The organism is Thermus sp. NMX2.A1 (assembly GCF_000511705.1).
GTDB lineage: Bacteria > Deinococcota > Deinococci > Deinococcales > Thermaceae > Thermus > Thermus scotoductus.
In genome coordinates, this window is record NZ_ATNI01000066.1 from 1 (window position 1) to 25,676 (window position 25,676).

The 25,676-nt window shown below is 66.0% G+C and carries 23 protein-coding genes, 1 tRNA gene and 3 pseudogenes; 10 read left to right on the plus strand and 17 right to left on the minus strand.

Going from position 1 to position 25,676, the window contains the following annotated elements:
* Positions 1–68 precede the first annotated feature (68 nt).
* Positions 69–145 (plus strand) — tRNA-Ile (locus TNMX_RS07305).
* An 83-nt stretch (positions 146–228) separates the two neighbouring features.
* Here TNMX_RS07305 and TNMX_RS07310 read toward each other — a convergent pair.
* Positions 229–1,434 (minus strand): MFS transporter, encoded by a 1,206-nt coding sequence (locus TNMX_RS07310; protein ID WP_038030894.1) that lies wholly within the window; start codon positions 1,432–1,434, stop codon positions 229–231.
* Positions 1,435–1,436: 2 nt separating this feature from the next.
* Positions 1,437–1,778: a metalloregulator ArsR/SmtB family transcription factor gene (locus TNMX_RS07315; protein ID WP_038030896.1), complete on the minus strand. Its 342-nt coding sequence runs from the start codon at positions 1,776–1,778 to the stop codon at positions 1,437–1,439.
* Positions 1,779–1,907: 129 nt separating this feature from the next.
* On the opposite strand from TNMX_RS07315, the gene guaB reads away from it, so the two are divergent.
* Positions 1,908–3,392: an IMP dehydrogenase gene (guaB, locus tag TNMX_RS07320; protein ID WP_038030897.1), complete on the plus strand. Its 1,485-nt coding sequence runs from the start codon at positions 1,908–1,910 to the stop codon at positions 3,390–3,392.
* A gap of 21 nt (positions 3,393–3,413) precedes the next feature.
* On the opposite strand, the gene TNMX_RS07325 is transcribed toward guaB, so the two are convergent.
* A complete protein-coding gene (locus tag TNMX_RS07325) occupies positions 3,414–3,644 on the minus strand; it encodes a hypothetical protein (protein WP_038030898.1) in 231 nt (76 codons plus the stop codon).
* Between the two features lie 40 nt (positions 3,645–3,684).
* Between TNMX_RS07325 and TNMX_RS07330 the strand changes: the two genes are divergently transcribed.
* Complete coding sequence (locus TNMX_RS07330) at positions 3,685–4,146, plus strand: hypothetical protein (RefSeq protein ID WP_015716397.1); 462 nt, start codon at positions 3,685–3,687, stop codon at positions 4,144–4,146.
* A gap of 24 nt (positions 4,147–4,170) precedes the next feature.
* On the opposite strand, the gene TNMX_RS07335 is transcribed toward TNMX_RS07330, so the two are convergent.
* The 9 genes and pseudogenes from TNMX_RS07335 to aroQ all read right to left on the minus strand — a co-directional run bounded on the left by TNMX_RS07335 (position 4,171) and on the right by aroQ (position 11,468).
* A complete protein-coding gene (locus TNMX_RS07335) occupies positions 4,171–5,457 on the minus strand; it encodes a cell wall metabolism sensor histidine kinase WalK (protein WP_038030899.1) in 1,287 nt (428 codons plus the stop codon).
* A gap of 9 nt (positions 5,458–5,466) precedes the next feature.
* Entirely contained in the window at positions 5,467–6,150 is a 684-nt protein-coding gene (locus TNMX_RS07340) for a response regulator transcription factor (RefSeq protein ID WP_038030900.1), read from the minus strand.
* Entirely contained in the window at positions 6,147–6,509 is a 363-nt protein-coding gene (locus TNMX_RS07345) for a hypothetical protein (protein ID WP_038030902.1), read from the minus strand. The genes TNMX_RS07340 and TNMX_RS07345 overlap by 4 nt, the downstream gene beginning before the upstream one ends.
* 11 nt (positions 6,510–6,520) lie before the next feature.
* Positions 6,521–7,168 (minus strand): DUF502 domain-containing protein, encoded by a 648-nt coding sequence (locus TNMX_RS07350; protein WP_038030903.1) that lies wholly within the window; start codon positions 7,166–7,168, stop codon positions 6,521–6,523.
* Between the two features lie 95 nt (positions 7,169–7,263).
* The gene (locus tag TNMX_RS07355) at positions 7,264–7,872 is read right to left on the minus strand and encodes a helix-turn-helix domain-containing protein (RefSeq protein ID WP_038030904.1); all 609 of its coding nucleotides are present in this window, start codon (positions 7,870–7,872) and stop codon (positions 7,264–7,266) included.
* Positions 7,873–7,946: 74 nt separating this feature from the next.
* Positions 7,947–8,177, minus strand: a complete 231-nt coding sequence (locus tag TNMX_RS07360; RefSeq protein ID WP_038030905.1) for a hypothetical protein — start codon at positions 8,175–8,177, stop codon at positions 7,947–7,949.
* Positions 8,178–8,214: 37 nt separating this feature from the next.
* Positions 8,215–8,526: a divalent-cation tolerance protein CutA gene (cutA, locus tag TNMX_RS07365; protein ID WP_015716405.1), complete on the minus strand. Its 312-nt coding sequence runs from the start codon at positions 8,524–8,526 to the stop codon at positions 8,215–8,217.
* Positions 8,526–10,942, minus strand: a pseudogene (gene gyrA / locus TNMX_RS07375) (DNA gyrase subunit A). The gene cutA and the pseudogene gyrA overlap by 1 nt, the downstream one beginning before the upstream one ends.
* Before the next feature lie 82 nt (positions 10,943–11,024).
* Positions 11,025–11,468, minus strand: coding sequence for a type II 3-dehydroquinate dehydratase (gene aroQ, locus TNMX_RS07380; protein WP_026329047.1), 444 nt, complete (start codon positions 11,466–11,468; stop codon positions 11,025–11,027).
* A gap of 29 nt (positions 11,469–11,497) precedes the next feature.
* Here aroQ and TNMX_RS07385 point away from each other — a divergent pair, with 29 nt between their 5' ends.
* Entirely contained in the window at positions 11,498–12,514 is a 1,017-nt protein-coding gene (locus TNMX_RS07385; RefSeq protein WP_038030911.1) for a M23 family metallopeptidase, read from the plus strand.
* On the opposite strand, the gene TNMX_RS07390 is transcribed toward TNMX_RS07385, so the two are convergent.
* Positions 12,506–13,729 (minus strand): class I SAM-dependent RNA methyltransferase, encoded by a 1,224-nt coding sequence (locus tag TNMX_RS07390; protein ID WP_038030912.1) that lies wholly within the window; start codon positions 13,727–13,729, stop codon positions 12,506–12,508. The genes TNMX_RS07385 and TNMX_RS07390 overlap by 9 nt on opposite strands.
* A 42-nt stretch (positions 13,730–13,771) precedes the next feature.
* Between TNMX_RS07390 and TNMX_RS07395 the strand changes: the two genes are divergently transcribed.
* The 6 genes and pseudogenes from TNMX_RS07395 to TNMX_RS07420 all read left to right on the plus strand — a co-directional run bounded on the left by TNMX_RS07395 (position 13,772) and on the right by TNMX_RS07420 (position 21,060).
* Positions 13,772–14,425 (plus strand): response regulator transcription factor, encoded by a 654-nt coding sequence (locus TNMX_RS07395; RefSeq protein ID WP_015716409.1) that lies wholly within the window; start codon positions 13,772–13,774, stop codon positions 14,423–14,425.
* Positions 14,425–15,416: pseudogene (locus tag TNMX_RS07400) on the plus strand (M20/M25/M40 family metallo-hydrolase). Before TNMX_RS07395 ends, TNMX_RS07400 begins: the two are co-directional and overlap by 1 nt.
* A 5-nt stretch (positions 15,417–15,421) precedes the next feature.
* Entirely contained in the window at positions 15,422–16,255 is an 834-nt protein-coding gene (locus TNMX_RS07405) for a hypothetical protein (RefSeq protein WP_038030915.1), read from the plus strand.
* A 57-nt stretch (positions 16,256–16,312) separates the two neighbouring features.
* Positions 16,313–18,061 carry an ABC transporter ATP-binding protein gene (locus tag TNMX_RS07410; RefSeq protein WP_038030917.1) on the plus strand — a complete coding sequence of 583 codons (1,749 nt, stop codon included), beginning with the start codon at positions 16,313–16,315 and terminating at the stop codon, positions 18,059–18,061.
* Positions 18,058–19,884: an ABC transporter ATP-binding protein gene (locus TNMX_RS07415; RefSeq protein ID WP_015716413.1), complete on the plus strand. Its 1,827-nt coding sequence runs from the start codon at positions 18,058–18,060 to the stop codon at positions 19,882–19,884. Before TNMX_RS07410 ends, TNMX_RS07415 begins: the two co-directional genes overlap by 4 nt.
* A 3-nt stretch (positions 19,885–19,887) precedes the next feature.
* Entirely contained in the window at positions 19,888–21,060 is a 1,173-nt protein-coding gene (locus TNMX_RS07420) for a folylpolyglutamate synthase/dihydrofolate synthase family protein (protein ID WP_038030919.1), read from the plus strand.
* Here the strand turns inward: TNMX_RS07420 and TNMX_RS07425 are convergent.
* From TNMX_RS07425 to TNMX_RS07440, 4 genes and pseudogenes are all read right to left on the minus strand, one after another.
* Positions 21,028–22,081: pseudogene (locus TNMX_RS07425) on the minus strand (protease complex subunit PrcB family protein). The gene TNMX_RS07420 and the pseudogene TNMX_RS07425 sit on opposite strands and share 33 nt — an antisense overlap.
* A gap of 54 nt (positions 22,082–22,135) precedes the next feature.
* Positions 22,136–22,984, minus strand: a complete 849-nt coding sequence (locus tag TNMX_RS07430; RefSeq protein ID WP_038030921.1) for an ABC transporter permease — start codon at positions 22,982–22,984, stop codon at positions 22,136–22,138.
* A gap of 4 nt (positions 22,985–22,988) precedes the next feature.
* Positions 22,989–23,999 (minus strand): ABC transporter permease, encoded by a 1,011-nt coding sequence (locus TNMX_RS07435; RefSeq protein ID WP_015716417.1) that lies wholly within the window; start codon positions 23,997–23,999, stop codon positions 22,989–22,991.
* A gap of 53 nt (positions 24,000–24,052) precedes the next feature.
* The gene (locus TNMX_RS07440; protein WP_015716418.1) at positions 24,053–25,636 is read right to left on the minus strand and encodes an ABC transporter substrate-binding protein; all 1,584 of its coding nucleotides are present in this window, start codon (positions 25,634–25,636) and stop codon (positions 24,053–24,055) included.
* Positions 25,637–25,676 lie beyond the last annotated feature (40 nt).

Here is a 25,676-nt window from a genome sequence, read left to right on the forward strand (position 1 = left end):
CCGTGGGGGTAGGCCTCTGGTATCTTGACGGAAAGACTTCCCCTCGTTAAGCTAGTTTTTGCGTGCGGGGGCGATTAGCTCAGCTGGTCAGAGCGCACGCCTGATAAGCGTGAGGTCGGTGGTTCAAGTCCACCATCGCCCACCACAGCAGGTCCCCCGGGGAGATTCCCGGGGGGTTCTTGTTGGAAGCGCTCGCTGGGGGGTCTGCTAGGATATGAAGCCTACCCTTTACCTTGGCCTTTTCCAAGATTTAAAGAGTAGCTCCACCCCCAAAAGAAGGCCAAGGGCCACGAGACCACCGTAGAGGAAGGCTTTATCAGGGAAGTGGGTTCCCAACCATCCCGCAATGGGATAGACCAGAACCCACCAGAGGTGGCTCCAGGCAAAGTGGGCTCCGTAAACCCGCCCCTGGAGGACCTCAGGGGTCCGGTCAGCGATCAGGGCTTGGGTGGGCAGGTTAACCCAGTTTTGGCCTGCGCCGGCCAGAACCCATAGGAAAAGGACCAGGTGCAGGGAGGCCCAGTCGGCGGGCAGAACCGCCAGGCTGGAAACCAAGGCACCCAGAAGGACAAAGGTGGTGCGGGGGATGCGGTTTTCCCAAGCGCCCATGGCCAAGGCAGCCAAGGTGGCCCCGATGCCAAAGGCAGCCATGGTCCAGCCGTATTCCAACTCGCCTAGCCCTAACCTTCCCCGGACCAAGCCCACGGTGCCCACCAATACCAGGGCCCCGGACACTGCGGCCGAAAGCTCTAGGAGCAGGGCATAGCGCATGGGGCCATCCCGCCACAACCAAAGGGTTCCCTCCCGAATATCGCCCAGGGGGCTGGTGGGGGTTTTTCCCCGTTCCACCCGGAGGCTTGCCGGCAGGGTAAGTATGAGTAGGGCGGAGAACAAGAAGGTTATCCCGTTTAGCAGGAAGAGGTTCCGCGCTCCGAGGAGGCCCGCCAGGGCCCCGGCTATCCCAGGGCCCAGCACTCCCAGGACCTCGTAGGTGGCTCCGGATAGGGCAATGGCCTGGGCATAGTCTTTCTGTTTCATCACCTGGGGCAGCGCCGCCTGGTGGGCGGGGGTGAAGAAGGCGGTGAGGGCGTTGAGGAGGAACATCAGGGCGTAGATCTGCCATACCTCGTTTACCCAGGGCATAAGCCCTACCACTCCCATTCGCCCCAGATCCGCACCTGCCATCAGCTTCCTCCGGTCCACCCGATCGGCCAGGATCCCAGCCCACGGGGAGAGAAGGACAAAGGCCGTGACCCGCAGGGTGAGGGCTCCGGCCAGGATAGTGGCCGACTTTGCCCCACCCACCTCAAAGGCCAGAAGGGCCAGGGCGACCCAGGTGAAGGCATCGCCTAGCAGGCTGGTGGTCTGGGCGGCGTACAGGCGGGCAAAGAGGGGGTTGCGCAGGCTCTGGAGAAGGCGGGGAAGGGGCCTCATGGCTAGGCTCCATGGTCCGGGAGGCCCAGGCGTTGGTGCTCGGCGTGGGCGAAGGCTTGGATGAGGAGGTCCGCAACATGGCTTTTAAGGTGGTAAAACACCTGGGTGCCCTGCCGGCGGGCGTCCACCACCCCCGATCCCCGCAAAACTGCCAGGTGCCTCGAGGTGGTGCTTTGGGGAAGCTGTAAGCGTTGGGCCAAGCGGCCCACGCTTTCCTCGCCTTCCAGAAGGCCTAAAGCGATGCGCAGGCGGGTGGCCTCGGCCAGGGCGGAGAAGATCCTAAGGACGTGCTCGAGGTCTTCCGCCGGGAGTCGGCTTTCCCGTGGGACTTCGTGGCGCTCCATGCGCTGATTATATGGGTATCCGGATAAACGGATAAAGTGGGTCCCCGAAGGAATGGGACTTTTGCGTGGGGTGGACTTCGGGGTCTTGGCCCTAGACGGGAGGTCAGGGGGGCGTATAGCCTGAAGGACATGTACGAGGGTAAGATCCTCTACGAAGGCCTCACCTTTGACGACGTTCTCCTCCTCCCCGGGTACTCGGAAGTGCTACCCCGGGAGGTTTCGGTGAGGACGCGGCTTACCAAAAAGCTTCACCTCAACATCCCCATCCTTTCCGCGGCCATGGACACGGTGACCGAGGCGGAGATGGCCATCGCCATGGCCCGGGAAGGGGGGCTTGGGGTGATCCACAAGAACCTCAGCATCGAGGCCCAGGCCAGCATGGTGCGCAAGGTGAAGCGCTCGGAGGCGGGGATGATCCAGGATCCCGTCACCCTGCCCCCCACCGCCACCCTCGAGGACGCCGAGCGCCTCATGCGGGAGTACCGCATCGGGGGGCTTCCCGTGGTGGACCTTTACGGGAAGCTTCTTGGCCTGGTGACCAACCGCGACCTGCGCTTTGAACGCAACCTGAAGCGACCCGTCACCGAGGTCATGACCCCCTTGGAGCGCCTCATCACCGCTCCTCCCGGCACCACCCTGGAGGAGGCGGAGGAGATCCTGCGCAAGCACAAGGTGGAGAAGCTTCCCCTGGTGGACGAGGCGGGTAGGCTCAAGGGGCTTCTTACCCTAAAGGACATCGTGAAGCGCAAGCAGTACCCCAACGCCGCCAAGGACCGCCTGGGCCGGCTTTTGGTGGGGGCGGCGGTGGGGGCGAGCCGCGACCTGCCGGAGAGGGCGGCGGCCCTGGTGGAGGCAGGGGTGGACGTCCTGGTTCTGGACTCGGCCCACGGGCACTCCAAGGGGATCCTCGAGGCCCTCACCTACCTGAAGGAAACCTTTGGCGACAAGGTGGAGGTCATCGCCGGCAACGTGGCCACCCGGGAAGGGGCCCGGGCCCTGGCGGAACGGGGGGCGGATGCGGTGAAGGTGGGCATCGGCCCCGGCTCCATCTGCACCACCCGGGTGGTGACCGGGGTGGGGGTGCCGCAGATCTCCGCCATCCTCGAGGCGGTGGCGGGGGTAAAGGACCTGGATGTGCCCATCATCGCCGATGGGGGCATCAAGTACACCGGCGATGTAGCCAAGGCCTTGGCGGCGGGGGCCCATTCGGTGATGCTGGGAAGCATGCTGGCGGGCACCGACGAGGCTCCGGGGGAGGAGGTGCTGAAGGACGGGCGCCGCTACAAGCTCTACCGGGGGATGGGCTCCCTGGGAGCCATGAGGCAGGGCTCCGCCGACCGCTACTTCCAGGAGCCGGGTAGGGGAGGGGAGACCGAGGCCAAGAAGCTGGTGCCCGAAGGGATCGAGGGCATGGTGCCCTACAAGGGCCCCGTGGCCGATGTCCTCTACCAGATCGTGGGGGGCCTGAGGAGCGCTATGGGTTACGTGGGGGCCCCGGATATAGAAACCTTCCGGCAAAAAGCCCGCTTCGTGCGCATGACCATGGCGGGCCTCATCGAAAGCCACCCCCACGACGTGGTGGTCATCAAGGAGGCCCCCAACTACTCCCGCTGACGCCCCCCCACCCTCTTTGGGCTAGTCCCCGAAGAGTTTCTCGAAGGCCTCCCCGCCTCCCTTCTTGCGGGCCAGGCGGTAGGTACCCTCTTTTTCCTCCAGCCTTCCCTCCGCTACCAGGGCCCTCAGGGTGTCCTCCAGCTCCTTTTTGGAGAAGGCTTCCCCCTCTTCGTCCAGGTAGCGCTGGATCTCCTTGAAGGTGGCAAAGCGCAAGGCCTCCACCGCCCGCATGACCCATCCCTTGCGATCCATACCACCATCCTATCCCCTTTCCCCGTGGCATCCTGGACGTGTGGACCCCTACCGGGAGTACCAGGACTACGTGGTGGCCTCGAGGCTCCTGGTGGCCCTGGGGCTTTCCCAGGAGGTGCTTTCCCTGGCCCAGTATGCTCGGCTTCGCCTCAAGCGTATGGAGCTTGTCCAGAAGGGATGGTTCGGCCGCCTGGAAAGCCTGGATGAGCGCCTGCGGTATGGTTTCTTCAGCAATCCCTTAAAACTCAAGGAGTTCCTCAAGCGCACCGCCCATGCCCCCTTTTGGGCCTCCCCCCTGGCCTTCGAGGCCCTACTTTTCCCCGAGGAGCAGGCCCGCCTTACCTACCCGGGGCAGGCAGGGGAGTACTACCTGGGCTGGCTCAGGCTACCCCATCTTCTCATGGACCCCCTGGCCTTTGAGGAGGCCCTGAGGGAGCAGGAGGCCCGGGCCCAGGCCCTTCCCCTCTTCCTCAACGCCTTCCACCGGGTACCCGGCCCTTGATGCCTTTCGTCCTTAGGCCTAACCCTAGGCCTCTTCCTCGAGAAGGGGAAGGCGCACCCGGAAGAGGGTCAGGCCGGGCTGGCTTTCCACGGTGATCTCCCCCCCGTGGGCTTTGGCGATGGCCTGGGCGATGGCCAGGCCAAGGCCTGTGCCTCCTCCGGGTCCCCGGGCGAAGCGCTCAAAGAGGCGGGGAAGGAGGTCTTCAGGGATTCCCGGGCCATGGTCCTCCACCTCCAAGAGGGCGTTTCCCCCTTCCCGCTTGAGGCGCACCCAGACTCCTTCCCTCCCCGCGGCCCGCACCCCATTGGCGATCAGGTTCCTGAGCATCTGTAAGAGCCGGTCCGGGTCCCCGAGGACCTCTAGGGCCTCCCCCTGAAAGGCCACCCCATACTCCCGGGCGGCCTCCTCCGCTAAGGCCTTCAGGTCCACGATGTGGGGGTTTAAGGTGCGCTCCGCCTCCCCCCGGGCCAGGGAGAGGAGGTCCTCCACCAGGCGGCGCATCCGCTCCGCGGTGGCCCGGGCGCTCCCAAGAGCTTCGGGGTCTTGGGGGTTTCGCCCTAGCCGGTCCAGGTGGCCGAGAAGCACGGTGAGAGGGGTCCTGAGCTCGTGGCTGGCCTCGGCCAGAAAGGCCCGTTCCTTCTCCTTGGCCTCCTTGAGGGCGAAGAGGAGGCTGTTTACCGCCTCCACCATGCGGCCGAACTCGTCCTTGGGGAGGTTGAGGGGAACGGGGTCCAGGCGCTCGGGGTTACGCCGGGCGATCTCCTTGGCGGCTTCCTCCAGGGGCCTGGCGGTGAGGCGGGCGGTGAGGTAGACCAAGGCCGTGCCCAGGGGGAAAAGAAGGAAGAAGGCCTCGAGGAGGGCTTGTCTCAAGGCCTTTTGCGCCAGGTCTATGGGGGCGGTGTCCTGGGTGAGGGCGAGGATAAGGGCCCCGAAGGGGCTAGGTTGGCTAGGGTGGAGGCCCAAGGGGGTGCGCACCAAAGCGGCGGCGAAACCTCCCTGCCAGATGACCCGGGGAACCTTCCCCACTTCCTTCAGGGCCTCAGGGGGAAGGCGGTGGGCCTCCTGGGTCAGGATCAGGGCCTCCCCATCCTCCGCATAGAGGTGCAGGTAGACACCCCCGGTGGTGAGGAGGGTCCCCGTCTGCCCCTTGCGGTAAGCCTCCGCCGCCCGCTTGGCATCCTCCAGGAGGGTGGCCTCGATGTGGCCTCTAAGGGCTCGCTCCACTCCCTGTCCCGCCAGGTACAGGGCTCCCACCAAAAAGAGGAGCCACAGAAGGCTGAAGGACAGGAAAAGCCGAAGCCGGAAGGACATGGGTCCGGGCTAGGTTTCCTCCTCGCCTCTTCCCGGGCGCACCGCATACCCTAGGCCCCGCACCGTGCGCAGGTAGCCGTAGGCCCCGGCCTCGCGGAGCTTGGCCCGGAGGTTGGCCACGTGGACGTCCAGGACGTTGGAATCCCGGCCCAAGGATTTGCCCCAGATCTTCTCCTCGATCTCCTGCCGGGGAAACACCCGTCCCGGCCGGCTCATGAGCAGGTGGAGGAGTTCAAACTCCTTGGGGGAAAGCCGCACCTCCTTCTCCCCGAAGAAAACCTGCCGCCTCTTGGGGTAGAGCTCCAGGCGTCCCACGCTCAGGACCTCGCTTCCCTCCCTGTGCCTCAGCTGCACCTGGATCCGGGCCAGGAGCTCGGCGGGGTGAAAGGGCTTCACCAGGTAGTCGTCGGCCCCGTCGGAAAGAAGGCCCACCTTGCGCTCCACGGCATCCTGGGCGGTGAGGACCAGGATGGGGGTATCGTCGGTGGCCCGGATCCGCCGGGCCACCTCGGCCCCGTCCAGGTCCGGAAGGCCGAGGTCCAGGACCACCAGGTCCGGTTTCCGTTCGCGGTGCTTCACCAGGCCTTCCATGCCGCTTTTGGCCCATTCCACGGTGAAGCCCGCCTCCTTGAGCTCCAGCTCCACCAGGCGGGCCACCTCCGCATCGTCCTCGATGAGCAGGATGCGCTTCATGGCCAGAGCCTTTCCGGAGGGGCGAGGCCATAAACCTCCTTGAGGAGCCTAAGGAGGCTCACCCGCTCCTTGTCCTGCAGGAGGACCACATCCCCGCGGTCGGCCACCCCGGGGAAGGTGCGGGGCTTCTCCCCCGGGAGCACCAGAAGAAGCTGCACCTCCTGGCCCAGCCTGGGGGGTATGGGGGCGGAGAGGGGGATCAGCCTTTTGCCCTCCACCCGCCAAGCCCCGTGCAGGATGCGCAGGTCCTGGGAGAAAAGCCTTAGCTCCGTGCCCGGGGGGAGGCCAGGCCCCAGGAGGGGAGGAAGGGCGGCCAAAACCGTCCCCAGGAAAAGGAGAAGGAGGGCCAGGGAACGCATCGCCTTCCATTCTACGCCGGAGGCCCGGCCCTTTGTGGGAGGGAGGTTAAGGGGCCTGAAGGTTTTTCCGGGAGGAGGAAGCCCGCAGAAACCACGTACTTGAGGGCATCCTCCACGCTGATCTCCAAGGGGATGACCTCCTCCGTGGGCACCAGGATGACCATGCCGCTGGCGGGCACAGGACTCGTGGGCACCAAGACGGCGGTGTACCCTTCCGGCAAGGGGGGAAGGCGGCCATCCACCGGCTGCACCACGAAGCAGAGGGTGTAAAGCCCTCTCCGGGGGTACTCGATGACCGCGGCCCGGCTGAACTTCACCTCCTGGTGGCCGAAGAGGGTGTGGGTGATCTGCTGCACCGCCTTGTAGATGTCCCGCACGATGGGGAAGAGAAGAAGGGAGCGCTCCAGGGAGACGATGAGCCTTCGGCCCAGGTAGTTTTCCGCCACGGTGCCCACCAGGTAGATGAGCACCCCCGCCAGGAAGAGCCCCACGAAGGGTAGGAGGGGCTGGTAGGTTCGGGGCACCTCGAGGTTCAGGAGGCGCAGGAAGCTCTGGATGTAGCCCCCGGAATAGGTGTAGACCCAGGCCAGGAAGTAGAGGGTGACCAGAAGGGGAAGAAGGGTAACCAGCCCGGTGAGGAACCTCTGGCGCAGGCGCATGGCTTTCAGTTTACGGGAAAATCCTCCGTGGGGGCGGGCTGGCGGCAAGGTTTACCCGGGCTCCCCACACGGGGGAAGGCCGTGTGGGGTAGCTCTTAGCGCCCGTCCCCGCGGCTTTGGGCCAGTTCCTTGAGGCCCCTGATGTCCTTCAGGATGATCTTGCCGTAGCCGGAGCGGATGTAGCCTTCCCGGGTAAGCTCCCCGATGACCTTCGTCACGGTTTCCCGCACGCTCCCCACCGCTGCGGCCAGCTCGTCGTGGGTGGCGCGGAGGACCAAGCCCTCCGGCTCCTCGTGGGCCAAGGGGGTTTCCGCCAGCTCCAGGATGGCCGCAGCCATGCGGTTTTTCAGGCGCTGGGTGGCCAGGCGCTCAATGCGCCGGTAGGACTCGGAAAGGGCCTGGGCCAGGCTGAGGAGCACCTGGCGGATCTCCTCGGGATGGGGTTCCTTGGGGAGGGGTTCTGCCACCACCTCGGTCACCGCCTCGGCGAAGTACGTCCGCTCCATGCCCGCCAAGGCTTCCTCGCCGAAGTACCCCCCGGGGCGCACCAGGCGCAGGGTGAGGGCATTCCCCTCTTCATCCACCGCCTCGAGGCGCACGAGCCCCTCGAGGACCCGGTAGACCCGGTCCCGGGGACCCGGCACCCCCGGGTACAGGATGACCTCGCCGGGCTTGAAGGTTACGGTTTCGCGGGCCTGGGTCATGGCTGCCTCCTTGCCCCTAGGCTAGCACGCCCTCCCGGTTTTGTAAACCTTTGGGTTACAAAAATCGTCCCCGGCTACGGTTTTGGCAGGGGGCGTTTCCTCGCCACGGGAAGAAGCCGGTCCGTGGCGATCTCGGCTTCCCTTCCCTCCCGCCTGGCCTTCTCCCTTTCCCGCTCCGCCCAGAAAAGGGCCATCTCCCACACGGCCTCAAGCCGCTCTTCCAGGGGCAGACTCTGCCACTCGCTGCGGTCGTCTATAGGGGTGGTAAGGGGAAACCTGCGGGCGATGGGCTGGATCCGCCCCATGGCTCCCCTTAACCCCGCAGGTACAGAATCCCTGCGGTCACCGCACGTTCTCCTTAAGCCAGTCCAGGTAGGGCCCGTGCCCCTCGGCGATGGGCAGGGCGATGATCTCGGGCACGGTGTAGGGGTGGAGGGAGAGAACCCGCTCCCTAAGCCTGGGGAAGGCGAAGGTGGTGGTTTTGACGATGAGGAGGACCTCCCGGTCCTCCACCACCTCCCCCTGCCAGCGGTAGACGGAGGTAAGGCCTGGCACCAGGTTCACGCAGGCGGCCAGGCCCTCCTCCACCAGGGTGCGGGCCAGGGTGCGGCCCACCTCCTCGCTGGGGGCGGTGATCAGGACCACCTCCTCCATCACTGCTCCTCCTCCACGGCAAAGGCGCTCACCACCTCGTCGTCCTCGGGGAGATTCATCACCTTGACCCCGGCGGTGTCCCGGGAGTACTGGCGGATATCGGCCACGGGGGTGCGGATGGCCAGGCCCTTCTTGGAAAGGACCAGGAGGTCCTCCGTGCCCCGCACCTTGAGGAGGGCGGCCAGGCGGCCCACCTTGGTGGAAACCTTATAGGTGATCACCCCCATTCCCCCCCGGCCCTGCAGGGGGTACTCGGCGAGAGGGGTGCGCTTGCCGTAGCCCCGGGTGCTCACCGCCAGGAGGTCCACCATCTCCCCGGGCTTCACCGTTACCAGGGAGACCACCCGGTCGCCCGGCTTCTTGAAGCGGATCCCCGTCACCCCCTGGCTGTCCCGGCCCGTGGCCCTCACCTCCTCCAGGGCGAAGCGGATGGCCTGCCCCTCCTCCGTGGCCAGGATGGCCTCGTCCTCGGGGTCGGAAAGGGCCACCCCGATCAGGCGATCCCCTTCCAGGAGGCGGATGGCGATGAGCCCCGCCGCCCCCAGGTTCTGGTACTCCCTTAAGGCGGTGCGCTTCACCAGGCCCCGTTCCGTGGCGAAGACCAGGTAGCCCTCCCCGTCCAGGCCCCTTACGGAAAGCAGGGCGGCCACCTCCTCCTCCTCGGCCAGGGGAAGGAGGGTCTTCACGTGCACCCCCCGGGCCTGCCGGCCCATCTCCGGTAGCTCGTAGACCTTCAGGCGGTAGACCCGGCCCCGGTTGGTGAAGAGGAGGAGGTCCTCATGGGCCTGGGCCACGAAGACCTGGATGGCCTCGTCCTCCTCCTTGGTCTTGCCGGCGATCAGCCCCTTCCCCCCCGCCCCTGGGCCCGGTAGCTCTCCAGGGGAAGGCGCTTTAGGAAGCCCTGGGCGGTGAGGGTGATGACCATGGGTTCGTCCTCTATGAGGTCCTCGGGGTTGAAGCTGTCCTCGAACTCGGTGATCACCGTGCGCCGGGCATCCCCGTACTTCTCCTTGACCCTAAGGAGGTCCTTCTTGACCTCGGCCCAAAGCCGTCCCTCCTCCTCGAGGATGGCCTTAAGCCGGGCGATCTCCTCCATGAGCTCCCGGTACTCCTCTAAGAGCTTTTCCCGTTCCAGGGCCACCAGGCGTTGCAGGCGCATGTCCAGGATGGCCTGGGCCTGGATTTCGCTTAGCCCGAAGCGCTCCATGAGCCCCTTTCGGGCCTCGCTGGCATCCTGAGAGGCCCGGATCAAGGCGATGACCTCGTCAATGTGGTCCAGGGCAATGAGGAGGCCCTCCAGGACGTGGGCCCGCTCCTCGGCCTTCTTGAGGTCAAAGAGGCTTCGCCGGCGCACCACCTCCTTGCGGTGGTCCAGGTAGTGGCGCATGAGGGAGAGAAGGGGGAGGACCTTGGGCTCCCCGTTCACGATGGCCAGGAGGTTCACCGTGAAGGAGGTCTGCAAGGCGGTGTGCTTGTAGAGCTGGTTCAGGACCACCTGGGGGCTTGCCCCCCGCTTGAGCTCTATGGCGATGCGCAGGCCCTGGCGGTCGGACTCGTCCCTCAGGGCCACGATGTCCTCGATCTTCTTGGCCTTGACCAGGGCGGCGATCTGGGCGATGAGGCCCGCCTTGTTGACCTGGTAGGGGATTTCCGTGACCACCAGCATGGGCCTTTGGCCCTTCTCCTCGATGCGTACCTTGGCCCGCACCTTGAGGCTTCCCCGTCCCGTGGCGTAGGCCTCCTGGATGCCTTTCCGGGAGAGCTTCCCCCCGGTGGGGAAGTCGGGGCCGGGGAGGTAGCGCATGACCTCCTCGAGGGTGATTCCGGGGTTGTCGATCATGGCCACCAGGGCATCCACCACCTCGGAGAGGTTGTGGGGAGGAAGGCTGGTGGCCATGCCCACGGCGATGCCGCTCGCCCCGTTTACCAGGAGGTTGGGGATGGCGGAGGGGAGGACCTCGGGCTCCTTAAGGGAGCCATCGTAGTTGGGGCGGAAGTTCACCGTCTCCTTGTCGATGTCCAGAAGCATCTCCGCCCCCAGGGGGGAGAGCCTGGCCTCGGTGTAGCGCTGGGCCGCCGGAGGGTCCCCGTCTAAGGAGCCAAAGTTCCCCTGGCCATCCACCAGGGGGTAGCGCAGGTTCCAGGGCTGGGCCAGACGGGCCAGGGCGTCGTAGATGGCGGCGTCCCCGTGGGGGTGGTACTTGCCCATGACCTCGCCCACGATCTTGGCGCTTTTCACGTGCTTCCGGCCCGGGAGCACCCCCTCCTGGTAAGCGCCGAAGAGGATCCGCCTCTGGACCGGCTTGAGCCCGTCCCGCACGTCGGGCAGGGCCCGGTCCACGATGACGGACATGGCGTAGTTGATGAAACTCTGTTTAAGTTCCTCGGTGATCTCTACAGGCAGAACCTGGGACATAGCGCTCCTTGGGCGTTTCCGCCTCCTTTAAGTATAGCAACTTCCCCGCCGGGGTCTTCCCCGGCCAGGAGGGGATGGGGCCCTAGGGGGCCCCCACCTCCAGGACCTCCGCCAGGTAGACCAGGGCCAGCTTGTAGGAAAGCACCCCGAACCCGGAGACAATGCCCCGGCAGGCTCCTGCGGTGACCGAGTGCTGGCGGAAGGGCTCGCGGGCGTGGAGGTTGGAGAGATGCACCTCCACCACGGGAAGGGGCTGGGCCCGTATGGCGTCCAGAAGAGCGTAGGAGTAGTGGGTGAGGGCCCCGGGGTTAAGGACGATGGCCAAGAACCCCTCCCGATGGGCTTGCTGTACCCATTCGATCAGCTGCCCCTCGTAGTTGCTCTGGCGGAAGGCCACCCCTAGGCCCAGCTCCGCTCCCCAGGCCTCGCAGAGGGCTTCCAGCTCCTCGAGGGTTGTCCTCCCGTAAACCTCGGGCTCCCGCTGGCCCAGCAGGTTCAGGTTGGGTCCGTTTAGGATCAGCACCATATAGGCTCCTTTGCCCATAGGATAAGCCCATGCCCGCCTTTCTGGCCCTGGTGGTCCTCTGGCTTCTGGCCCTGGCCCAGGTGGGTCCCAATCCGCCTCAAAGGAGCCACCTAGAGGGGGCTACCCTTTGGCACACCGTGGCCCCCGGGGAAACCCTTTTTTCCCTTGCCCGCCGTTACGGCACCACAGTGGAGGAGCTGGCCCGCCTGAACGGCCTTAAGGATCCCAGCCGCATCCGGGCCGGGCAGGTGCTCCGGGTGCGCCCCGGGGTGGAGGTGGCCCTGCCCAGGGGAAGCCTGGTTTATTTCCCCCCGATCCAGGGCCGGGCCTTTGCCCTCTGGGTGGAGGGATACACCTGGGGGTATGCGGAGTTCTTGGGGGTGCGCTACTCCCTGGTGCCCGGGGAGAAGGGCCTCTGGGCTCTTCTAGCCGTGGGAGCCCTGGTGGAGCCCAAAGGGTATCCCTTACGCCTGGTCCTCGAGGGGGAGGAAAGCCCTCTTACCCTCGAGGTGGCCCCGGGAGGCTACCGCAGGGAAACCCTGGCCCTGACCCCATCCCTGGAGGAGCTTCTTAAGGATCCCGGTCTGAGGGCGGAGCGGGAGAAGGTGGTGGGGGCCTGCCCGAGGGAAGGGCCCTTGACCTTTTCCCGCTTCCTGAAGCCCCTGGAGGGTGGGCGCATCACCAGCGCCTTCGGTACCCGTCGGCGCTACGGCACCCTTCTCACCTCCTATCACGAGGGCCTGGACTTCGCTGCCCCCTTAGGCACCCCCGTGCGGGCGGTGGCCGGAGGGGTGGTGGTGCTTTCGGAAAGGCTAAGGGTGCGGGGGGAGGCAGTGGTCCTGAGCCACGGGATGGGCCTTTGCACAGGGTACTGGCACCTTTCGGAAAGGAGGATGAGGGTGGGGGAGAGGGTGAAAGGGGGCCAGGTCATCGGCCTTTTGGGGAGCACGGGGCTTTCCACCGGGCCCCACCTGCACCTGGAGGTGCGCCTTTTCGGCATCCCCGTGGACCCCGCGCCCTTCTTCCAGGGCCTTCCCTTACCCTAGCCGCAGGAGGGAGAGGACCTCCACGTGGTGGGTGAAGGGGAAGAAGTCGTAGGGCCGGGCGAAGGCCAGTTGGTAGCCACCTCCCACCAGCTCCCCCACGTCCCTGGCCCAGGTGGCGGGGTCGCAGGCCACGTAGAGGACCTCCTTGGGCCGGGACTTCAAAAGGTAGGCCCTCACCTCCGGGGAAAGGCCGGTGCGGGGTGGGTCCAGGACCACCAGGTCAAAGCGGCCGAGATTCCTGGCCTCCTTGGCGTCCCCCCGGTGGAAACGCACGTGTTCTATGCCAAGCCGCCTCCTATCCGCCTCTCCCCGGCGCTCGGCCTCCTTGCTGATCTCCACCGCCACCACCTCCTGGAAACGGGGGGCCAGGAGAAGGGAGAAAAGGCCGCTTCCCGCATAGAGCTCCAGGGCCCGTTTCCCGCCGGAAACCAGGTTCAGAGCCTCCTCCAGGAGTTCCCCCATGGCCAAGGGGTTCACCTGGCTGAAGCTTTCCACGCTCACGGTGGCGGTGAGGGGGCCGAACCGCTCCAGCAGGGTCCTTTCCCCGTAAAGGGGCTGGACCCTTCCCCGGAAGCGGCCCTTGGGGGAGGGTTCGGCCCAGACCACCCCGGCGAACCCCTCCCGCACCAGGGCCCTGGCGGGGCGCTTGAGGTTTTCCGGGTTTCCCCCGATGAGGCCGAGGAGCACCCGGCCCTCGAGGAGGCTTCCCCTTAAGGCCACCTCCTCCACCGGCAAGGGCCAGGTCTTGAGAAGGGAGAAGGCCCAGGCTAAGGGCTCGGCCAGAAGGGGGTCCTCCTCCAGCGGGAAAAGCTCCTGGGTTTCCGGAAGGCGGTAGGCCAGGCCCCCCAGGGGATGGCGGGCGTACTGGGCGGCGGTACGGTAGCCCAGGGGCCTGGGGGAGGGGTGGATGGGGGCCAGGGAAAAGGAAAGCCTGGCGATGCGCATAAGGGCGTCCTGCACCAGGCCTTCCTTCAGGGGAAGCTGGCTTTCGTAGGCCAGGGGCAGGTCGGCGGAAGGGGGAAGGGGGTGGGGGTAGCGGTCGGGACGGGGGGTGAGCACCTCCACCTCCTCCAGGAAAAGGGTTCCCTTGCGGCGCACGGGTTTTCCCCGCACCACCTCCCCCGGCAGGGCCCCCTTGATGAGGACGGCTCCTTCCTCGGTGCGGGCGAGGCCATAACCTCCCGGCACCAGCTTCTCCACGGTGAGAACCTTCACCCTTTCACCCTACACCAAGCCCACCAGCGCTAAGATGGAGGGGTGATTCGGGTACTGTTAGCGGACGACCATGCCCTCTTCCGCCAGGGGCTCAAAAGCCTTTTGGAGGCGGAAGGGGATTTCCGGGTGGTGGGCGAGGCCAAGGACGGTTGGGAGGCGTTAAGGCATGCCCTCGAGGCCAGGCCGGATGTCATCCTCATGGACATCCAGATGCCGAACCTGGATGGGGTGCAGGCCACCCAGGCCATCCTCAAGGAGTGGCCCGAGGCCAAGGTGATTATCCTCACCATGTACCGCCAGGATGCCTACGTTTTCGAGGCGGTGAAGGCAGGGGCCAGGGGCTATCTCCTCAAGGATACGGATGCCAGCGAACTCATCGGGGCCATCCGCCGGGTGCACGCCGGGGAGGTGCTCCTGGATGCTGAGTTGGCCGGGCGGATTATCCAGGACTTTCGGGCCAAGAAGGAGTCCAGCCTTCCCCTCCATGCGGAGCTTTCCGAGAGAGAGATCCAGATCCTCAAGCTGGTGGCCCAGGGCTACACCAACCTGGAGATCGCCGCCGAGCTTCAGCTTTCCGAGAAGACCGTGCGCAACCGCCTTTCCGAGATCTTCCAAAAACTCCACCTGAACAACCGCACCCAGGCGGCCCTTTACGCCATCCGGGAGGGGCTGGCCGGACCCGAGCCCCAGGAGTAGTGGACCCGGTGCGGCTTCTTCTGGAGCTCTCCCCCCTGGCGGGGGAGGGGGCGCGGGGGGAGTTCGTGGCCGCCCATCTGCCCAGGGCCCGAAGGGATGGCCTGGGCAACGTGTGGGCGGGGGAGGGCCGGTGCTCCTCCTCGCCCATCTGGACACGGTGTTGCCGCCAAAGCCCCCGAGGCGGGTGGGGGAGAGGCTCTATGGCCCCGGGGTGGGGGACAACTCCAGCGGGGTGGCCGTTCTCCTCTCCCTTCCCGAGATGCCCGGGGTGGTGCGGGGCTTCACCGTGGGGGAGGAGGGTCTAGGGAACCTCAAGGGGGCCCGGGCCCTGGTGGAAACCCTGGCTCCCGAGGTGGTGGTGGCGGTGGATGGGTACCTGCCGGGGGTGGTGGACCGGGCTTTGGGCTCGGTCCGTTTCCGGGTTACCCTTCTGGGCCGGGGGGGCCACGCCTGGGGGGACAGGGGGACCCCCAATCCCGTGTTTGCCCTGGCGGAGGGGCTTTCCCGGCTGCACACCCTGTTCAAGGAGGTGGGGGGCGAGGCCAGCCTGAACGCCAGCGGCCTCCGGGGGGGCGAGGCGGTCAACGCCATCCCCAAGGAGGCCTCGGCCTTGCTGGAGATCCGCGCTTTGGAGGAGGAGGCGCTTCGCACCCTCTACCACAAGGCCCAGGAGGTTGTGGAGGAGGCGGCCCGGTTCCACGGGGTGGAGGTTTCCCTGGAGGTCCTGGGAAGGAGGCCTGCGGGGAGCACCGCCACGCCTAAGCTTCTGCAGGCAGCGGAGGTGGCGCTGGCCAAGATCGGGGAAAGGCCCCAGTTCCAGCCGGGTTCCACCGATGCCAGCGCCGCCATCGAACGGGGTATCCCCGCCTTGGCCCTGGGGGTGTACCGGGGGGGTGGGGCCCACACCCCGGAGGAATGGGTGCTTCCCCAAAGCCTTTGGGAGGGGCGGGAGGTGCTTCTGGCTTTTTTAAAGGCCCTTGGCGTAGGATAGGGCGTATGCGCGTGGGTGTCCTGAGGGGCTTCCTGTCCCGGCGATACCTGGGCTTTTGGGAAGCGTATTTAAAGGCCTTGGGGGTGGAGGTGGTGCGGGTGGAGGTGCCGCCTGCCCGCCACCAGCCCTACTGCCTGCCGGTGCAGGAGCTTTTGGCCCAGGTGGAGGCCCTGAAGGTCCAAGGGGTGGATTACCTGCTCCTTCCCGACCTCCAAGGAGGGGTGGAGTCGGAAAAGGGTGGGGGGCAGTGCCCGTGGCTTCTGGACCTCGAGGCCACCCTCCTCCGCTACTTTCCGGGGCTTCCCCCGGTGCTCAAGGTGCCCGCCGAGCTTTCCGAAAGGGTCCTGGGCCGGGTAGCGGAGGTGGGCCACCTCCTCACCCAGAACCCCATGCTGGTGGGGCGGGCCCTGGACCGGGTGCGGGGGCTTTTGAAACCTCCTCCTCCCCTCAAGACCCCCCTGGGGAGCGTGGGGGTGGTGGCCCAGCCCTACCTCCTCGAGGAGGAATCCTTCCGGAGGACGGTGGAGGAGGCTTTGGCCCGGGAGGGGCTCATCCCCTACTTCCCCGACCTGCCCCCGGAGAAGCTCAGGGAGGAGGGGGATAGGCTCCTCCCCATGGACCTTCCCACCGACCGGGAACTGGTGGGCATGGTCCACTACCTCCACCGCCTGGGCCGGGTGAGGGGTCTTTTGCTGGTGGTTTCCTACACCTGTCCCCCCATTCCCGGGATCTTGCGCAAGGCTGTGCGGCGGCTTGCCAAGCCCCACCGCCTGGTCACCCTGGGGGAGGACTGGCAGGAGGCCCTGCGCTCCTTGAAGGAGGAAATGCAGGGGGGCTAACTACGGTGTGGCCAGGTCTTTTTTCCGCCCGCCCGGATTTGGGGTAAACTCATGGCTATGACCGGTTGGTCAGTCGCTCCCCTCCGCCGCCTGGGGGCCTACCTCTACCCTTACCGGGGGCGGTACGCCCTGGGAGTCCTGCTGGGCCTTCTTTCCATCTTCTTTTTCGTGCTGAGCCCCTACTTCCTGCGCCTGGCCGTGGATGCCTTGGGTCATGGCGGGCCCTACGGGCGCTATGCCTCCCTTTTGCTTCTTTCCGCCGGGATCAGCGCCCTTCTCTCCTTCTTCATGCGCCGGCTGGCGGTGGTGGCCAGCCGCCTGGTGGAGTACGACCTCAGGAAGGATCTCTTCCACCACCTTCTCTGCCTGGACCGCTCCTTCTACCACGCCACCCGGGTGGGGGACCTGATGAACCGCTTGAACACCGATCTCTCCGCGGTGCGGGAGATGGTGGGGCCGGGGATCATGATGGGTAGCCGCCTCTCCTTCCTGGTCCTCCTGGCCTTCTTCTCCATGTATGCGGTGAACGTCAGGCTGGCCTTTTACCTCAGCCTGATTCTTCCCTTCATCGCCCTGGCCATGTTCTACCTCCTGCGCCTCATCGACCGCCGCTACCGGGAGGCCCAGGAGGCCTTTGACCAGATCAGCACCCTGGCCCAGGAGGCCTTCAGCGGCATCCGGGTGGTGAAGGGGTATGCCCTGGAAGGGCGCATGTTATCCCGCTTCCAGGAGCTGAACCGCATCTACATGGGCAAGAGCCTGGCCCTGGCCAAGGTGGAGGGGCCCATGCAGGCCCTGCTGGGCTTTCTCATGGGGTTTGCCTTTCTCACCGTCCTCTGGGTGGGCGGGGGGATGGTGGTCCGGGGGGAGATGAGCGTGGGCCAGCTGGTGCAGTTCAACGCCTATTTGGCCCAGCTCACCTGGCCCATTCTGGGCCTCGGCTGGGTGATGGCCATGTACCAGCGGGGTTTTACCAGCTTGAAAAGGCTTTTGGAGCTTCTGGACCGGGAGCCCGCCGTTCGCGACGAGGATCCCTTGCCCCTTTCCGTGGCCGATCTTTCCGGGGAGGTGCGCCTCGAGGGGGTGGGGCTTTGGCGGGATGGGCGCTGGCTTCTTAAAGACCTCACCCTCACCGTCCCCGAAGGCATGACCCTGGGGATCACCGGGCGCACGGGCTCGGGGAAAAGCCTCCTTGCCGCCCTCGTACCCCGCCTTTTGGACCCCACGGAGGGACGGGTTTACGTGGGGGGGTATGAGGCGCGGAGGATCCCCCTGGCCACCCTGCGCCAGGCGGTGGGGGTGGTCCCCCAGGAGCCCTTCCTATTTAGCGAAACTATTCTGGAAAATATCGCCTTCGGTTTGGAAACCCTGGATCGGGAGCGGGTGGAGTGGGCGGCGAGGCTTGCCGGCATCCACGAGGAGATCCTCGCCTTCCCCAGGGGGTACGAAACCGTGCTGGGGGAGCGGGGGGTGACGTTGTCGGGTGGCCAGCGGCAGCGGGTGGCCCTGGCCCGGGCCTTGGCCAAGGGGCCCAAGATCCTCATCCTGGACGATGCCCTAAGCGCCGTGGACACGGAAACCGAGGCCAGGATCCTTCAGGGCTTGAAAGGGGTCCTGGGCCGCCAGACCACCTTCCTCATCTCCCACCGCACCGCCACCCTGCGCCATGCGGACTGGATCATCGTTCTGGACGAGGGAAGGATCGTGGAGGAGGGCACCCATGAAAGCCTCCTCGAGGCCGGGGGCCTCTATGCCGAGCTGGACCGCATCCAGCGCATGGAGGTGGAAGGGGAGGTGGAGGGATGAGCCAGGATGCCTCCCATAGGGAGCAGGAGGACGCCTACACCAAGGCCTTTGACCGGGTCCTCTTCGCCCGCATCCTCCAGTACGTGAGGCCCTACCGGGCCCAGGTGGCCTTGGCCCTTCTCTTCCTCCTCCTCACCACCCTCACCGCCGCCCTCACCCCCCTCTTCTTCAAGTGGGCCATCGACGGGGCCCTGGTTCCCAAGGAAGCCAAGCCCCTGGCGGAGCGCTTTGCCCTTCTCCTTTGGGTGAGCCTGGGCTTCCTCCTGGTGCGGGGGGTTAACTTCGCCGCCACCTACGGCCAGACCTACCTGATCCAGTGGGTGGGGCAAAGGGTGCTCTTCGACTTAAGGAGCGCCCTCTTCGGCAAGCTCATGCGCCTCCACCCGGGCTTTTACGACAAAAACCCCGTGGGCCGCCTCATGACCCGCATCACCTCCGACGTGGACGCCATCAACCAGTTCATCACCGGGGGGCTCGTGGGGGTCATCGCCGACTTCTTTACCATCCTGGGCCTCTTGGCCTTCATGATGGTCTTAAGCCCCAAGCTCACCCTGGTGGTCCTCCTGGTGGTGCCCGTGCTCCTCTGGGTCACCGCCTGGGTGCGGAACGGCATGCGCACCGCTTACCGGGAGATGCGCCTGCGCCTGGCCCGCTTGAACGCCGCCCTGCAGGAAAACCTTTCCGGGGTGGAAACCATCCAGCTTTTCGTGAAGGAAAGGGAACGGGAGGAGAAGTTTGACCGCCTGAGCCGGGACCTCCTTAGGGCCTGGGTGGAGATCGTGCGCTGGTTTGCCCTCTTCTTTCCCGTGGTGGGGTTCCTGGGGGATCTGGCGGTGGCGGGCCTCCTCTTCTACGGCGGGGGTGAGGTGGTGCGGGGGGTGGCCACCCTGGGGCTTCTGGTGGCCTTTGTGGACTACACCCGCCAGCTTTTCCAGCCCCTGCAGGACCTTTCGGATAAGTTCAACCTCTTCCAGGGAGCCATGGCCAGCGCCGAGCGCATCTTCGGGGTTTTGGACACGGAGGAGGAGCTCAAGGACCCGGAAAACCCCAAGCCCATCGCCCGCTTCCGGGGGGAGGTGGAGTTTCGCGAGGTCTGGCTGGCCTATACCCCCAAGGGCGTGGAGCCCACGGACAAGGACTGGGTGCTCAAGGGGGTTTCCTTCCGCATCGCCAGGGGAGAGAAGGTGGCCCTGGTGGGGGCCACGGGGGCGGGCAAGACCAGCGTGGTGAGCCTCATCGCCCGCTTCTACGACCCCCAAAGGGGCCGGGTGCTCATCGATGGGGAGGATGTGCGGAACTACCGCCAGGAGGACCTAAGGCGGCACGTGGGGATCGTGCTCCAGGATCCCTTCCTCTTCTCGGGCACCATTCTGGACAACCTGCGCCTTTTTGACGAGACCATCCCCGAGGAGAAGGTGGTGGAGGTGGCCCGGTTTTTGGGGGTGCACGAGGCCATTTTGCGCCTACCCCAGGGCTACCACACCCGGGTGGGGGAGAGGGGGGCAGGGCTTTCCACGGGGGAAAAGCAGCTTCTGGCCTTGGTCCGGGCCCTTCTGGCCAACCCGGATATCCTCCTTATCCTGGATGAGGCCACGGCCAACGTGGATTCGGAAACGGAAAGGCGCTTACAGGAGGCCCTCTACAGGGCCATGGAGGGGAGGACCTCCATTATCATCGCCCACCGCCTTTCCACCATCCGCCGGGTGGATCGCATCCTGGTCTTCAAAAAAGGGCGCCTGGTGGAGGAGGGTACCCACGAGGAGCTCCTCCAGAAAGGGGGCTACTATGCCACCTTGTACCGGCTCCAGTATGCGGAGGGCTAGGCCATGACCTACCGGGAGGCCACGGGGTGGCTCTTCGCCCAGCGCCGCCAGGGAGAGCGGGGCCTAAGCCGGATTAGGACCCTCCTGGAACGCCTCGGGCACCCGGAGGAGGCTTTTCAGGCGGTGCACGTCCTGGGCACCAACGGAAAGGGAAGCGTGGTGGCCTACCTGGAGGCGGCCTTCCGCGCCGCAGGGCTTCCCTATGGAGCCTATACCAGCCCCCACCTCATGGACTTCCGGGAGAGGATCCGCACCCACCGAGGGTGGATCCTCGAGGAGGAGGTGGTGGAGTTCGTGGTGTGGGCCAGGGGGGAGGCCTGGCCCGAGCCCCCGGGGTTTTTTGACCTCGCCACCGCCTTGGCCTTTCAGCATTTCCAAAAGCGGGGCGTGGCCTTTGCGGCGGTGGAGGCGGGGGTGGGAGGGGAGAGGGATGCCACCAACATCCTTCCCCGGGTGGCCCTCACCGTGCTCACCAACGTGGGAGAGGACCACCTGGAGGCCCTGGGGGGGAGCCTGGAGGCCGTGGCCCGGGAAAAGGCGGGAGCCTTCCGCAAAGGGGTGCCGGTGGTCACCGGGGCCAGGGGGGTAGGCCTGGAGGTGGTGCGGGAAGTGGCCCGCACCCGGGGAAGCCCCCTTTACCTTCTGGACCCCCTGGACCCTCTTTTTGCCCTGCCTGCGCCACCGGTCCTGAAGGGGGCCTTCCAGGAGGAGAACGCCCGGCTGGCGGCAGCGGCCTTGAGGCTCCTCGGATTCCCCGAGGAGGCCATTGCCCAAGGGCTTCGGGAGGCAAGGCATCCAGGCCGGCTGGAGCGCTTCCTTTTGGAGGGGGTGGAGGTGTACCTGGATGGAGCCCACAATCCCCCGGCAGCCCTGGCCCTTAGCCGGGAGCTTTCCGCCTACCATCTGGTCTTTGGGGCCTTTCCCCGGAAGGACGTGAAGGGGGTTCTGGCCCACCTCCTTCCCAAGGCCAGAAGCGTCCGCTACACCCGGGCGGGGGAGGGGGCCTTGGGAAGGGAGCTTGGGGAACCCTTTTTTGAGGATCCCTGGGAGGCCTTGGGGGAGGCCGTCAAGGCGGCGCAAGGGGATGGCGTTCCCGTTTTGGCCACGGGCTCCTTGTACCTGGTGGGCGCCTTAAGGGGTAGGCTACTCCCGCGCTTCGGCCAGGACCCGCCCTGAAGGGTCGGTGAAGACCACGCGGCTCACCCGTTCCAGCTCCAGGATCACGTACGGGCTGGTGAGGGCCTGGGTGACGATGGCCCCGGGCCGTGGGCTTTGCAGGTTCAGGATGACCCGGGCGGTTCCGCCCGCATAGGTAACCCCCACCACCTCGAGGCCATACCCTCCGGTGGGCTTCAAGCCCCAGAAGAAGGCGGCCACGCTCCTCGTGCGGAAGTCCACGCTAGGGGCGGGTGGGCGGGGGGATGCGGTTCGCCACCACCAGGTTCCAGACCTCGGCGAAGCGGGTGGGATTGTTGGCCAGAAAGGCCTTGGGCTCGGTTTCCTGGTAGGCGGCATTGGCCCCGCGTTCCAGGATGCGGTAGGCGGGAGGGGGTGGGGTCACCACCTCCACTCTAAGCCCGTACTGCACCTGCAGAGCCCCCACCCGGTAACCATCGGGGATGGGGTCAAAGGCCAGGGGCCTTAAGACGGGATCGGAAAGCTCAAAGACCACCACCTGCCTTCCCCCCCGCCGGGCCAGGATCTCCCGGAGGAGGACCTGGGTTTCCGTCCCGGTGAAGGCGTAGAGGTCCGGGGTCTGGTACTGGGCGGGCTGGACCAGGCTCCGGCTTTCCCCTTCCCTCAGGCTCCCCGTAAGCCTGACCCAGCCTACCCCGTCGTAGAACCAGGTGGCGCGCAGGTTGGCCTGGGCCCGGACCTCGAGGAGGCTTCCCTGGATTCCCCGCACCGCCTCGGCCAAGGGGCGGAGGGCAGGTCCCACCTCCCTGAGCACGGGATTTCCCCCCACCCAAAGGGCTCCCGGCACCGCCCAGAGGCTTTCCCCCGAGGCCTTTTCCAGGCGGAGGACCTGGGTGCCGAGCCGGACCTCCCGGGGCTCCCCGTAGAAGTAGGTCCAGCGCTCCGTGGCCTCAGGGAAGAGGAGCTGGGCCTCGGCCACCCGGTAGCCCGTGCCTTCCAGAAGCTCGCAGGCGCTGAGGAGAGGCAAAAAGAGCAGGAGAAAGAGGAAGCCTTTTCTCATGGTTCCATGATACCCCTTTGGAGCTTGCTTCCTTCTTAAGGCCGCCTTTAGCCTTTAGCGGCTTCTCGGGTCCAGGGCGTCCCTGAGGCCATCCCCCAGGAGGTTGAAGGCCAAAACGGTGAGCATGATGAAAAGCCCCGGGAAGATCATGGTCCAGGGGGCGTTCATGGCGTAGCCTCCCTTGAAGCTGTCGGCGATCATGGCTCCCCACTCGGGAGCAGGGGGCTGGGCCCCAAGGCCCAGAAAGCCCAAGGCGGCCGCCTCGAGGGTGGCGGTGCCGATGGACAAGGTAGCCTGCACCACCAGGGGGGCCAGGGTACCCGGGAGGATGTGGCGGAAGAGAATCCGTCCATTCCCCGCCCCCAGGGCGATGGCCGCCTGCACGAAGTCCAGCTCCCTTAAGGAGAGGACCATGGAGCGGGCCAGGCGGATGTAGACGGGCACCTGCACGATGCCGATCGCCAGCATGGCGTTTTGCAGGCTGGGGCCGGAAACCGCCACGATGGCGATGGCCAAAAGGGTTCCGGGAAAGGCCAGGAGCAGGTCGGCAAGCCAGCCGATGAGAAGCTCGGTCCTTCCCCGGTAGAACCCGGCCAGGAGGCCCAGGAGGGTACCCAGGAAAAGGCCGATGCTTACCGAGATCACGCCCACCTGGAGGGAGATGCGGCTTCCGTGGAGGACCCGGGTGAAGACATCCCGCCCCAGGTGGTCAGTCCCGAAGGGGTGTTCCAGGGTGGGGGGCTTGAGCCGGTTCAGGTAGTCCCGGTCCGTGGTGGGGTCATAGGGCTTCAGCAAGGGGATGAACAGGGCCAGAAGGACCAGGAAGAGGGTCAAAACCAGGCCCACCTTGCCGGAAGGCGATTTCAGGAAACGCCGAAGAGCCTGACGGGTGGGGGTTTCCATGGGTTCACCTGTACTGGATGCGAGGGTCCAAAAGGGCGTAGGAGAGGTCCACCAGGAGGTTGACCAGGACGAAGACCGTGGCCACCACCAGCACCCCGGCCTGGACCACGGGGTAGTCGCGGTTGAGGATGCCCTCGTAGATGTAGGAGCCTATGCCCGGCCAGGAGAAGATGGTTTCCGTGAGGATGGCCCCGCCCAAAAGGGTACCGAACTGCAGGCCGACGATGGTGACCACGGGCAGGAGGGCGTTCTTTAGGGCGTGCTTCAGGATCACCTGGCGCTCCGCCAAACCCTTGGCCCTGGCGGTGCGCACGTAATCCTGGGAGAGCACCTCCAGCATGGCGCTCCGGGTGATGCGGGTGAGAATGGCCAAGGGGATGGTACCCAGGGTGAGGGCGGGGAGGATCAGGTGCCTGAGGGCATCCATCAGGACCTCGGGTTTCAGGGCCAGCATCCCGTCCAGGACCAGGAAACCGGTGATGGGCCGGAAATCTATGGCCAAGTCGGTGGAAAGCCTTCCCCCCGTGGGCAACCAGTGCAGGTTCACGGCGAAGAGATAGACCAGGAGGAGGCCCAGCCAAAAGACCGGCATGGAAACCCCCACCAGGGAGAGGCTCATGGAAAGCGTGTCCAGAAGGCTGTTTTTCCGTACCGCCGCCAGGATGCCCACGGGGATTCCAAAGATCACCGCCACCAAGGTGGCGGCCAGGGCCAGCTCAAAGGTGGCGGGCCAGCGCCTTTTCAGCTCCTCGGCCACGGGAATGGTGGACACGGCGCTGGTGCCCAGGTCCCCGGTGAGGATGTTCTTGACAAAGGTGAGGTACTGGACGTATAGGGGCTTGTTGAGCCCGAGCTTTTCCCGAAGGGCGGCAAGCTGCTCCGGGGTGCCCCGTTCCCCGAGGATGGCCTGGGCGGGGTCGCCGGGGATGAGCTGCAGGAACAGAAAGACCAAAAGGGTGATCCCGAAGAGGACGGGGACCAAGCCCAGCAGGCGTCGCAAAACGTAGCTCCACATTTGTCCGCCTCAAAAAGCCCGGACCCCCCGCAGGGGGTCCGGGGCGGAAGCGCTTAGCGCTTCTCTATGCTCTCAAAGGACTCGGAACCCAAGGGGCTCGGCACCCAGCCGGAGATGTTCTTGCGCTTGGCCAGGAGGGGCTGGGAGTGGACGATGGGGATGCGCAGGGCCAGGTTGAAGGTGATCTCGTCCGCCTGCTGGTAGAGGCGCTTGCGCTCCTCGAGGTTCGGCGTGGTGGCGGCCTTGGTGAGGATGTCGCCGAGCTCCTTCACGCAAAGGGGCTTGCCTGCGCTGTCGAAGAGGTCGGCGATGGGGCAGGCGAAGTGGGGATCGTAGAAGTTCTGCGGGTCACCGTAATCCCCGGTCCAGCCCAGCATGTAGGCCTGGAAGCCAGGGGCCTTCTTGCGGTCCGCCAGGTAGCTGGCCCAGTCCTTGGTCTGGAGCTTGACCCGGATGCCGATGGCGGAGAGGTCAGCGGCCATGGCCTCGGCGATCTCCTTGGGGGTGGGGAAGTAGGGCCGGGAGACGGGCATGTACCAAAGCTCCAGGTCAAACCCGTTGGGGTACCCGGCCTCCGCCAGGAGCGCTTTGGCCTTCTGCGGGTTGAACTCGAAGTCCGTGACCTTGGGGGATTGGAAGGCCTTCATGGAGGGCGGGGTGAAGTGGCCGTCGGTGAGCCCCAGCTTGCCCCAGAAGGCCTGGACGATGGCCTTCTTGTTCACCGCCATGGCGATGGCCTGCCTGACCCGGGGATCGGAGAGGGGTTTGTGGGAGGGGTTCAGGGCCAGGTAGCCCACGTTGAAGGAGGGACGGAAGACGGCGTCCAGGTTGCGGTCCGCCTCGAGGTCCTTGAGGTTGGCGGGGGGGATGTCGGTGGTGAAGTCAATGGTGCCGGCCTTCAGGGCCGCCAGGCGGGCGGCGGGGTCCTTGATGACCCGGAAGACCACCCGGTCCACCTTGGGGAAGCCCTGCTTCCAGTAGGTGGGGTTCTTTTCCAGGACCACCTGCTCCCCGGGGCGCCACTCCACCAGGCGGAAGGGGCCCGTGCCCACGGCGCTCCCCGTGGGGGAGCCGTACTTGGCCCCATCCTTCTTGATGGCGGCGGGGCTTGCGATGCCGAAGTAGCCCGAGCCGATGGCGGCAGGGAAGGCGGGGAAGGGCTGGTTAAGGATGAAGCGGATGGTGTACTTGTCCACCACCTGGATATCCTTCAGGATGGAGCCGGGATCCCCCTTGAACCCTCCGAAGAGCTCAGGCCAGATCTCGTACCGGGCGGCGGCGTCGATGCGGGTGGGGTTCTTGGGGTCCCACCAGCGCTCGATGTTGAACTTGACCGCCTCCGCATCCAGCTCGGTGCCGTCCTGGAACTTGACCCCCTGGCGCAGGCGGAAGGTCCAGACCTTGCCATCCGGGGAGCTGAACCAACTGGTGGCCAGCCCAGCGGTCACCTCGGTGGAGCCGGGCTTAAAGTCCACCAGGGTGTCGTAGATCTGCCGCTGCACGTAGATGGAGATGCCGTCGGTGATGTTGCCGGGCTCGAGGCTCACCGGCTCCCCGTTGGAGCCGAAGACCAGGGTTTTTTGGGCAAGCCCCAGGCCCAGGGCGACCACAAGGCCGAGAAGGATTTTCCTCTTCATACCTCTCCTTTCCGGGGTATTCCCCTTTGATCCGGACCAA

Excerpts from the sequence above, each read along its gene's own strand:
- TNMX_RS07310 (WP_038030894.1), bottom strand. The coding sequence starts at position 1,434 with ATGAGGCCCCTTCCCCGCCTTCTCCAGAGCCTGCGCAACCCCCTCTTT.
- TNMX_RS07315 (WP_038030896.1), bottom strand. The coding sequence starts at position 1,778 with ATGGAGCGCCACGAAGTCCCACGGGAAAGCCGACTCCCGGCGGAAGAC.
- guaB (WP_038030897.1), top strand. The coding sequence starts at position 1,908 with ATGTACGAGGGTAAGATCCTCTACGAAGGCCTCACCTTTGACGACGTT.
- TNMX_RS07325 (WP_038030898.1), bottom strand. The coding sequence starts at position 3,644 with ATGGATCGCAAGGGATGGGTCATGCGGGCGGTGGAGGCCTTGCGCTTT.
- TNMX_RS07335 (WP_038030899.1), bottom strand. The coding sequence starts at position 5,457 with ATGTCCTTCCGGCTTCGGCTTTTCCTGTCCTTCAGCCTTCTGTGGCTC.
- TNMX_RS07340 (WP_038030900.1), bottom strand. The coding sequence starts at position 6,150 with ATGAAGCGCATCCTGCTCATCGAGGACGATGCGGAGGTGGCCCGCCTG.
- TNMX_RS07345 (WP_038030902.1), bottom strand. The coding sequence starts at position 6,509 with ATGCGTTCCCTGGCCCTCCTTCTCCTTTTCCTGGGGACGGTTTTGGCC.
- TNMX_RS07350 (WP_038030903.1), bottom strand. The coding sequence starts at position 7,168 with ATGCGCCTGCGCCAGAGGTTCCTCACCGGGCTGGTTACCCTTCTTCCC.
- TNMX_RS07355 (WP_038030904.1), bottom strand. The coding sequence starts at position 7,872 with ATGACCCAGGCCCGCGAAACCGTAACCTTCAAGCCCGGCGAGGTCATC.
- TNMX_RS07360 (WP_038030905.1), bottom strand. The coding sequence starts at position 8,177 with ATGGGGCGGATCCAGCCCATCGCCCGCAGGTTTCCCCTTACCACCCCT.
- cutA (WP_015716405.1), bottom strand. The coding sequence starts at position 8,526 with ATGGAGGAGGTGGTCCTGATCACCGCCCCCAGCGAGGAGGTGGGCCGC.
- aroQ (WP_026329047.1), bottom strand. The coding sequence starts at position 11,468 with ATGGTGCTGATCCTAAACGGACCCAACCTGAACCTGCTGGGCCAGCGG.
- TNMX_RS07385 (WP_038030911.1), top strand. The coding sequence starts at position 11,498 with ATGCCCGCCTTTCTGGCCCTGGTGGTCCTCTGGCTTCTGGCCCTGGCC.
- TNMX_RS07405 (WP_038030915.1), top strand. The coding sequence starts at position 15,422 with ATGCGCGTGGGTGTCCTGAGGGGCTTCCTGTCCCGGCGATACCTGGGC.
- TNMX_RS07410 (WP_038030917.1), top strand. The coding sequence starts at position 16,313 with ATGACCGGTTGGTCAGTCGCTCCCCTCCGCCGCCTGGGGGCCTACCTC.
- TNMX_RS07415 (WP_015716413.1), top strand. The coding sequence starts at position 18,058 with ATGAGCCAGGATGCCTCCCATAGGGAGCAGGAGGACGCCTACACCAAG.
- TNMX_RS07420 (WP_038030919.1), top strand. The coding sequence starts at position 19,888 with ATGACCTACCGGGAGGCCACGGGGTGGCTCTTCGCCCAGCGCCGCCAG.
- TNMX_RS07430 (WP_038030921.1), bottom strand. The coding sequence starts at position 22,984 with ATGGAAACCCCCACCCGTCAGGCTCTTCGGCGTTTCCTGAAATCGCCT.
- TNMX_RS07435 (WP_015716417.1), bottom strand. The coding sequence starts at position 23,999 with ATGTGGAGCTACGTTTTGCGACGCCTGCTGGGCTTGGTCCCCGTCCTC.
- TNMX_RS07440 (WP_015716418.1), bottom strand. The coding sequence starts at position 25,636 with ATGAAGAGGAAAATCCTTCTCGGCCTTGTGGTCGCCCTGGGCCTGGGG.